The sequence below is a fragment of the Microcystis sp. LSC13-02 genome (genome assembly GCA_002282935.1).
Lineage (GTDB): Bacteria > Cyanobacteriota > Cyanobacteriia > Cyanobacteriales > Microcystaceae > Microcystis.
In genome coordinates this window covers 1-8,958 of sequence record MTBT01000263.1, presented here as the reverse complement: position 1 = coordinate 8,958, position 8,958 = coordinate 1, and the positions used below count along the sequence as shown (strand labels likewise).

The 8,958-nt window shown below is 41.3% G+C and carries 9 protein-coding genes and 2 pseudogenes; 5 read left to right on the top strand and 6 right to left on the bottom strand.

Features of this window, described 5'->3' with window-relative positions:
* Positions 1 to 87 precede the first annotated feature (87 nt).
* Together BGL89_RS16795 and BGL89_RS16790 are read left to right on the top strand one after the other, a co-directional pair.
* Positions 88 to 699, top strand: coding sequence for a DUF3611 family protein (locus tag BGL89_RS16795; RefSeq protein ID WP_002800798.1), 612 nt, complete (start codon positions 88 to 90; stop codon positions 697 to 699).
* 2 nt (positions 700 to 701) lie between these two features.
* Entirely contained in the window at positions 702 to 1,043 is a 342-nt protein-coding gene (locus BGL89_RS16790) for a DUF565 domain-containing protein (protein ID WP_286826680.1), read from the top strand.
* On the opposite strand, the pseudogene BGL89_RS21535 reads toward BGL89_RS16790, so the two are convergent.
* Positions 1,040 to 1,223, bottom strand: a pseudogene (locus tag BGL89_RS21535) (hypothetical protein). The gene BGL89_RS16790 and the pseudogene BGL89_RS21535 sit on opposite strands and share 4 nt — an antisense overlap.
* 71 nt (positions 1,224 to 1,294) lie before the next feature.
* Positions 1,295 to 1,432, bottom strand: a complete 138-nt coding sequence (locus BGL89_RS16785; RefSeq protein WP_286826682.1) for a hypothetical protein — start codon at positions 1,430 to 1,432, stop codon at positions 1,295 to 1,297.
* Between the two features lie 178 nt (positions 1,433 to 1,610).
* On the opposite strand from BGL89_RS16785, the gene ftsH3 reads away from it, so the two are divergent.
* From ftsH3 to miaA, 3 genes are all read left to right on the top strand, one after another.
* A complete protein-coding gene (ftsH3, locus tag BGL89_RS16780; protein WP_190380934.1) occupies positions 1,611 to 3,464 on the top strand; it encodes an ATP-dependent zinc metalloprotease FtsH3 in 1,854 nt (617 codons plus the stop codon).
* A gap of 66 nt (positions 3,465 to 3,530) precedes the next feature.
* Positions 3,531 to 3,749, top strand: coding sequence for a hypothetical protein (locus tag BGL89_RS16775; protein WP_286826681.1), 219 nt, complete (start codon positions 3,531 to 3,533; stop codon positions 3,747 to 3,749).
* Between the two features lie 205 nt (positions 3,750 to 3,954).
* Positions 3,955 to 4,902, top strand: coding sequence for a tRNA (adenosine(37)-N6)-dimethylallyltransferase MiaA (gene miaA / locus BGL89_RS16770; protein ID WP_286826679.1), 948 nt, complete (start codon positions 3,955 to 3,957; stop codon positions 4,900 to 4,902).
* Here miaA and BGL89_RS16765 read toward each other — a convergent pair.
* The 4 genes and pseudogenes from BGL89_RS16765 to BGL89_RS16750 all read right to left on the bottom strand — a co-directional run bounded on the left by BGL89_RS16765 (position 4,844) and on the right by BGL89_RS16750 (position 8,458).
* Complete coding sequence (locus tag BGL89_RS16765) at positions 4,844 to 6,250, bottom strand: DUF2079 domain-containing protein (protein WP_286826678.1); 1,407 nt, start codon at positions 6,248 to 6,250, stop codon at positions 4,844 to 4,846. The genes miaA and BGL89_RS16765 overlap by 59 nt on opposite strands.
* Positions 6,251 to 6,262: 12 nt before the next feature.
* Positions 6,263 to 7,120, bottom strand: a complete 858-nt coding sequence (locus BGL89_RS16760; protein ID WP_286826677.1) for an amino acid ABC transporter substrate-binding protein — start codon at positions 7,118 to 7,120, stop codon at positions 6,263 to 6,265.
* Between the two features lie 18 nt (positions 7,121 to 7,138).
* Positions 7,139 to 8,176 (bottom strand): AI-2E family transporter, encoded by a 1,038-nt coding sequence (locus tag BGL89_RS16755; RefSeq protein WP_286826676.1) that lies wholly within the window; start codon positions 8,174 to 8,176, stop codon positions 7,139 to 7,141.
* Positions 8,177 to 8,263: 87 nt separating this feature from the next.
* A pseudogene (locus tag BGL89_RS16750) lies at positions 8,264 to 8,458 on the bottom strand (hypothetical protein).
* Positions 8,459 to 8,958 lie beyond the last annotated feature (500 nt).

The window sequence follows — 8,958 nt, the reverse complement described above, 5'->3', positions numbered from 1 at the left end:
TTCTAACGGTTTAATTGTTTCTCACTAACTCATATAAAGCCGCCCTCCGCTATCGCTAAAGGGCGGGGTTTCAGACCCAGTTTTTCGATGAGAGACAAACAGTCAGAAATTACCAATATATCCACCCCTAGAGATTCTGATCTTTATTCCTTGCCTCCGGCCGTCCAACGGGCTGCTAATATCCTTTTACGTCAGGGAAGAATCGGTTTTTGGACGCAGATTGTCCTGGGCGTAATTTCAGGGGTTTTATTACTCATTGCTACCGCTAGTTTATTAGGGACGAGACAACGCACTTCTGGCATTGAAATCGGTGTTTTATGTGCCATTGGTGGGGCTGGTTTCTTGGTGGTTGCCATTTTCTTTTCCTCTCGTTACATGAAAATTGCCCGTCAAATGTTGAGGGGTGATCAAGATAGTCGCCCGAAAAAATCCGATACTATTCAGTTAATCCGTCAGGGTTTAATCGCTAATATTATCGGGATGTTTTTAACGATTTTGGGAGCGCAAGCGTTAGCGGGAATCGTCTTAATTAAATCCCTCAATGTTCCCCAAGGTACTTTTAATGTTGCCTCTAACCCCAGTCAATTTGTTAATTCGGTTGACCTGTTAATTGTGCAGGCTAATACTAATACAATTCTCGCTCACTTTACTGGTATCGTTACTTCTTTGTGGCTTCTTAATCGTATTACTTCTAAATAAATATGGCCATGCAACGCACCCGTTTAAGTACACTGGCTAATGTCACCAGCAGTCGATTTAATAGCTTTTTTGGTAATCCTTGGCGGCGGATTTCCCTACAGATAATTTGTGTTTTATTTGGAACTTTTGCAGGTCAGGCAATTGTCACCACTGCTGGACAAACTGCTCAATGGGATGTCACCGCTGCCGGTTTATTAGTGCTGTTTACGGAGGCGATTAGCCGGATTGTTTACCGAAAAAGTTCTCAGGCTAAACCCGCACCGATTCTGCGAGAATCTTTCAATTTACTAAAAATTGGTATCACCTATAGTTTATTTCTAGAAGCCTTTAAAATTGGCTCTTAAATAGGGCTGGCTGAATAAATCTTAAAACCTTGTTGGGTAAGACTTTTAGACTTTTTGTCAATCAAAAAGTACCAGATCTGGGAGTGATCGGGGGAAAATTCCGGGACTTTTTCTCTGAAAATTAGGTAATTGACCAGATGAGAATCGGTAAAAACCTACACCCCACACCCCACACCCCAACCCCCAACCCCCAACCCCCAACCCCCAACCCCCAACCCCCAACCCCCACCGAAAAACTTTTTCAGCAGACCCTAGGTAATTGACCCCCTCAAAATCGGTAAAACCCCACCACACCCCACACCCCACACCCCACACCCCACACCCCACACCCCACCAACAAACTTTTTGCCGCAAACCCTAAATAGAGCATTTAATTGATTAATGCTCATTCTTAATTCTCCTGACGACCGACTACTGGCTCCTTGCTCCTCACCTAACGGAAGATTTTTGATTTTTGCAAGAGGTCTATTAAAAAAACTGTCCACTGTTCCTGAGAAACGTTAACATAAATTAACAACCCCTTAACAACCGATAAGATCATCCTCAATTTATCAGGAGTTCGACAGCGTGAACAAAAACGGTAATAACAAAAAATGGCGCAATGCGGGACTATATGCCCTATTGTTAATCGTAGTCCTTGCCTTGGCCTCAGCTTTCTTTGATCGCCAGCCGGCAGTCCAACAGACTTGGAAGTATAGTGAATTTTTACAGGAAGTGCGGGAAGGTAAAGTGGAAACCGTGCGCTTAAGTGCCGACCGGCAGCGAGCGATCGTACCCACCCAAGATGGAACGAATGTATTAGTTAACCTGCCCAACGATCCGCAATTAATCAACATCTTGGCAGAAAATAACGTTGATATTTCCGTACTGCCCCAAAGAGAAGAAGGAGTATGGGTAAGAGCCTTCAGTAGCCTCTTTTTCCCCATTTTGCTTCTTGTTGGTTTATTTTTCTTGCTCCGTCGCGCCCAAAGTGGCCCCGGTTCCCAAGCGATGAACTTCGGCAAATCGAAAGCAAGAGTACAGATGGAACCCCAAACCCAGGTTACTTTCGGTGATGTGGCCGGGATTGAAGGGGCAAAATTAGAATTAAACGAAGTGGTGGACTTCCTGAAAAATGCCGATCGCTTCACGGCAATTGGGGCAAAAATCCCCAAAGGAGTCCTTTTAGTCGGTCCTCCGGGGACAGGTAAAACCCTGCTCGCTCGCGCAGTAGCTGGCGAAGCAGGAGTCCCGTTTTTTAGCATTTCCGGTTCGGAATTCGTGGAAATGTTCGTCGGGGTGGGTGCTTCTCGCGTCCGCGACCTATTTGAACAAGCGAAAGCGAATGCACCTTGTATAGTTTTTATCGATGAGATTGATGCTGTCGGTCGTCAACGGGGCGCTGGTTTAGGGGGGGGTAACGATGAACGGGAACAAACCCTCAACCAATTATTAACGGAAATGGACGGTTTTGAAGGTAATACAGGTATTATCATTATCGCCGCCACTAACCGGCCCGATGTGCTGGATGCCGCTTTATTACGTCCGGGTCGTTTTGATCGCCAAGTGGTGGTAGATCGTCCCGATTACGCTGGCCGTAAGGAAATCCTTAATGTCCACTCCAGAGGCAAAACTTTGGCTCAAGACGTGGATCTCGATAAAATCGCCCGTCGTACCCCCGGTTTTACCGGTGCCGATCTAGCTAATTTGCTCAACGAAGCCGCAATTTTAGCGGCACGTCGCAATTTAACCGAGATTTCTATGGATGAGGTCAACGATGCGATTGATCGTGTCCTGGCAGGTCCTGAGAAGAAAAATCGCGTCATGAGTGAAAAACGCAAAACTTTAGTTGCTTACCATGAAGCTGGTCACGCTTTGGTGGGTGCTTTAATGCCGGATTACGATCCCGTCCAGAAAATTAGTATTATTCCTCGCGGTCGCGCTGGGGGTTTAACTTGGTTCACTCCTAGCGAAGATCGCATGGAATCCGGGTTATATTCTCGCGCTTATCTGCAAAATCAGATGGCTGTAGCTTTGGGGGGTCGTTTAGCTGAAGAAATTATCTTCGGTGAGGAAGAAGTGACTACGGGTGCTTCTAATGACCTGCAACAGGTGGCACGAGTAGCGCGGCAAATGGTAACTCGTTTCGGAATGAGCGATCGCCTGGGACCGGTGGCCTTAGGTCGTCAAAATGGTAATGTTTTCCTAGGTCGTGATATCGCTTCCGATCGAGATTTTTCCGATGAAACTGCGGCAGCTATTGACGAGGAAGTGCGTAACTTAGTGGAACAGGCCTATCGTCGCGCTAAAGAGGTTTTAGTCAATAACCGCGCCATCTTGGACCAGTTAGCGCAAATGTTAGTGGAAAAAGAAACCGTGGACGCGGAGGAGTTACAAAATATCCTCGCTCATAACGATGTGAAAATGGCGGCTTTAGCTTAAGTTTTGTAACATTTTCTTGACAAACAGCATCCTGATGGGTGCTGTTTTTTTGTTCAACGAAAATTAATGACAAACTTAATAGCTGTTAATCGGGTGCATCTCAATTTTTGTCAATCTACTAATTTGGGATTTTTAAGCGGAAACTTTCTCCTAAAATTGGGCATTACTTTCGGTTTTATCACTCAATCCAAGCTTTTGGGGGGTTCTACCCCCCAAACCACGGAGCGTATTAGTTTTTCGGTGGGATGCTTACAGATAGCTGCTGATATATCTGTAATAATTTAAGAGTTACTGATAATTGCTGATTGTCGATATTTCTGCAAATGTGGGATGCACCCCTGTTAATCAGCTTAAAAATACCCTGTTTAAATGCGTCTTAGCTTAACAGTCCTGTCTTTTCACCGTTCACTGATTACTGATTACTGTTCACTGATTACTGATTAACGTAAAGCCAACCTAGAACGGCGGGGTTTCCCACCCAAAATTTTCGATGACTACTTCCTCTTTCCCTATTCTGATTGTTATTTGTGGGGCAACTGCCACGGGAAAATCCAGTTTAGCCCTACAATTGGCCGAAAAGTTTAATTCAGTAATTCTCAGTGCCGATTCCCGACAAATCTATCGAGAATTTAATATTGGTACCGCTAAACCTAGCTTAGAAGAATGTCAGCGGATTCCCCATTATCTAATTGATATTTGCGCTCCTCAGCATAATTTTACCCTAGCACAGTACCAAGAACAAGCTGAGGATTTAATCACCACTCTCCACTATTCTCCTCTGTTTTTGGTCGGTGGTACGGGACTTTATATCAAGTCCATTGTCAAAGGTTTAAAAATACCGAGGGTTTCTCCTCAAGCGGATTTAAGACAGCAATTACAAGCTTTAGGGCAATCCTATCTTTATCAGATTCTGACGCAGGTAGATGAGGAGGCTGCTAAAAAAATTCATCCCCATGATCAGATCAGGACTTTACGCGCTTTAGAGGTTTTTTATCTGACAGGAAAACCTATCTCTAGTCAGCAGGGAGAAAATCCTCCCACTTATCCGATTTTACAAATTGGTTTAGATTGTTCCCCAGAAAGTTTAGGCAAGCGGATCACTGTTCGTACTCATCAAATGATCGCCAGGGGATTAGTAGCAGAGGTGCAGAATTTGGGGGATAAATACGGTTGGGATTTGCCACTTTTGCAGACTTTGGGTTATGCAGAGATTAAGCAATATCTCCTCGGGGAAATTTCTTTAGAACAGGCGATCGATCTAATTATCCTCCACACCCGTCAATTTGCTAAACGTCAGCGCACTTGGTTTCGTGCCGATGCTGATATTGTCTGGTTTCCCGTCGATAAAGAAAATTTATTGGAATCGGTGGAACGACAAATTATTTTTTTTCTTGAGGGGTTGTCAAGGCCCGATATAAAAACACATCATCCTCATTAAGGATTAACCGAAAGTTGTCATTTTGATTCAGTTTATTTAAGTGATCATCAATTAGTTCTGGTGAACTAGACCAACCGGGATGACGGCGATCGAGTAGGATATAATTAAATTGATTTAAATCTAGGGATTGGGAACCTTCGATCGCTAATTTGATTATTTCTCGATGGGTAAGATGGGGGGCAATTCTAGAAGTAGTCAAGACACTCTCACCGGTGGTAATTTGGGTTAGAGCTTTTTGGGTAGCTGCCCAAGTATCAAGGGAATTTAAATATAGTGACCAAAAATAGCCGTATTTAGCTAAGGCAAGAAAGGCAATAATTGCCCAAGTAATTATCCATTTAGGCTGCTTCAACCAGTTACTATTATGGGCTAAAGTGGCGATAACCGCTAGAAATAAAAAGGGCAAAATTGGCAGGGAATATTGAGTGGTTAAGTTTTTTTGTGGGGCATGATCTGCTAATAAATTTAAAGCGAGTGCGGGAATAGCGGCAATTATTGGGGCAGAATAGCGCCAGGATAAACCCCAAAATAAGGGAATAATTAATAGGATTAGATATTCTAGATTATTGCCAGTAAAGATTTTTCCCAGGACAAGATCGGGTTTGAGGAAAAGATTAAAGATAATTGCTGGCAAACTATCTCCTAGATAACTATATCGAGAATCAGCCATTTCGATAACTGCCGATTTTCCTGTCAGGAGAGGGATTAATAATTTCGTGGTGATAATAAACCAAAGAATGCCGCTAATAATAGCAATTATTCCCGATATTTTTTTCTTTTCCCAGAGAAGTAACCAGATACCCATTCCCAACAGTGTTAAAGAGAGAATTGCCTTACAACCGAGAATAATAATGATTCCTAGACAAAATCCCCAGAGATTATTTAATCTTGCTGCCAAAATCGTCCAAAAAATCGCTGGCACTGCTATAACTTCGGGATGAAAATCAAAGAGATTAACATTAAAAATCAGGGGATAGAGCAGATAAACTAAGGCTAATGTATAAGCTTGTTTTTCTTTTAATCCCGCTTGTATAGCCAATTGCCAGAGGGGAAAAACTGCAAGGGAAAGGGAAAAAGCTTGTAAGAAAAGCAGCCAATAAACGCTAGGATAAATTTTATAAAGTAAGGCTATAGGATAGAGAATAAAAGCGATATGATCGCCTAAAATATGGTAGCCAACAAAAGATATAATCGGGGGTTTTCCTTGAGAAATTAGGTAAACTCCTTGATCGAACCAACCAAGATCGAGAGCATTAGATTGAAATAAAATATGTCTGATAGCACTGCAAATAAACAGGATTATTGTGCCGCAACCAACTAACCAAAATAAATCTTTTTTTTTGAGCATAATCGTTAAGTTTTACTGAGATTTTTCTGGATTATTACGACAATACTGCCAGGTATCTCTAAAATAAGAAGCAACTTCAGTAAACCATGCTTTAAAAATATTTCTGTTCTCACTGGTGACGATAACCGCATTAATAAACTCTTGCCATTGGGGATCATTAGCGGGAAGAATGAAACCATAATAATCACAATTTAAAGGATTGCGGGGGATAAGTTGATAATCTTTTTCTAAGGATAAACCGAGGATAACAGCTTCTCCAATTAGCAGAATACCATCACTAGCAAAAGCATCTATTCTATTCCTTCTTAAACTTTGGATACCTCGCAGTCTTCCCGTCACTCCTTGAAATTCTTGATAGGTAGCAAGAGGATATTTTTGTCTTAATAATTCTTGAGTGCTGGTATCTCGCAAAACTCCAATACTTATACCTTCTAAGGACGAGGAAAAGTTAAAATTATTCTGATTATCACTCCGAACTAAAAACTGAGTTCCCGTGACAAAAAAAGGACGAGAAAAACTGACACCATCAGGTATATTTTTTCTGATACTATTAGGACCACACTCGAAATCAACGGTTTTATTTTCCAATAACTGGAAGCGATTAAATAAAGTTGATTTATAAATTTTGACACTGATGATCCGGAGGTTTAATTTATGCTTTAGTTGTTCTCTAAGCAATTGGATAAAATCTAAGCATAATCCCTGCAAATTATTATTACTATCTCGATAGCCAAACGGAATTGCATCTTCTCTCATAGCTACTTCTAATAATCCCGTGCGTTTAATTTTTTCTAGAACCGTTTCAGACTTAGCTGGGAGAGCAGCAAAAAAATTAGATAAAATAACGAGAGTAAGAATGATTAATTTCATGACTTTTGCCGAGATTATTTAAGATTTGTTATGACCGTGATCCCATTGATCTAAAATATCTTTGAATAGTAATTCATCTAACCATGTTTTTACTACCACTGTCAAAGGTAAAGCCAATAATAAACCTAAGATGCCAAATATTTGAGCGAAGAATATTTGAGCAATTAGGGTAATTGCCGGTAATAAAGATACCTGTTTAGCCATGACAGTGGGTGTCAACCAATAACTTTCGACATTTTGGATAATAAAATAGAGAATCAGAATAGCGACAATTTTCCAAGGTGCATCGATAACAGCAATGAGTATCGGAAAAATCACACTAGCAGTCGGTCCGATATTAGGGATAAAATTGAGCAATCCTGCTAGGATAGCATGAACGAGAACTAGATTAATTTGTAGAACCCAAAGACCGAAACCACTTAATACTCCCACGATAGTTGAACTAATGGCAATTCCCAACAACCAATTACCCAAACCCGCTTCCGATAGGGTAAGAATTTCCTCGGCACGACGACGATAGAAGTTAGGAAATAATTTTAAGAAAGCTTGTCGATAGGGTTGGGGATTGGCTAACATCATCATTGCTAACACCAGCACGAATAATAATTGCAAAATTGCCGCAACTGAGTTAGAAAAGAAAGTAAAAAAGTTACTAAAAACAAAGGTTCCTAAAGGTTGTAACTGCTGGACTAAATCACTTAAATTAGGCAGCGATGGCAACCAATCAAATTGGAATTGTTGTCGCCATCGAATCGAGTTATTGCGGACTAAATCCCAAGCTTGCGGTAAAAGTTCAATTAATTTTTGGAACTGTTCAACAAAGGGGGGAACGATAATTACAAAAAATAAAATCACAATTGCTAGACTCGTCAGCAGGGTAATTAAAATAGCCAACCCCCTTTTAATCCCTAATCTCTGCAATCCTTTTACACATCTATTTAAGGCTACGGTAAACACGATCGCCATAAAAATCAATAATAACAGCTGTCGAATCTGCCACAATACATACAGAGCCATTATTAAACAGATAAACCCCAACCACTGACCAAATTTCACAACCTTGATTTATCCTATCGGGACAAGTTTTATCATACAGCAGTCGGTCGTCAGCCTTTTCAGTTATCAGTTATCAGTTACCAGTTATCAGTTATCAGTGGGACTCTGGTTCTTCGTTACTCGGGATGGTTCCATCGGGGGGCATAAATCGACTAAATCCTTATCTGGCAAGAGACTTAATTGATTAGTTCGTTCTAGAGGGAAAACAATTGACAAAAATCGCTAAATGTCTTTCTCTATAAGGGTTTCATCCCTTATAACCCCGTCCATTGCATAACACAAACAAAAAGAACCTGGAGTGTTAAGTGAGCAGTATATGGATGACAGCAAGAGTGCTGTCTTTTCAATGATTACTGTTTACTGTTCACTGATAACTGACCAAATCTCCCCACTTCCCCACTTCCCCACTTCCCTCTCCCTAACCCGCAACAGCATAAATTAAGTTTTGTATCGATAACTTGCTAATTTTGCTGTTATATGCTATACAATTACGGACCAAAACAGGATAGAAAAACGAGATTTTCTTAATTACCAGACATTTTCTCAAATTTTATGGCAACTATCCCAGAGTCAAATTATCCTGAAAGAAATCCTCTCCCAGAAAATCCGACCAGACTCAGAAAAATTGTGGCCATTAATGCTTTTATCCTTGTACTAGGACTTCGATGGTCACTAACCCCGCCCTAAAAGGGACGGGGCTTGCCTAGACCAATTTAGGCGACGCAAGTAGAGACTACCGCATCGAGACACAATCTGGCACAGACTTCCGAATGCTTCCCTAG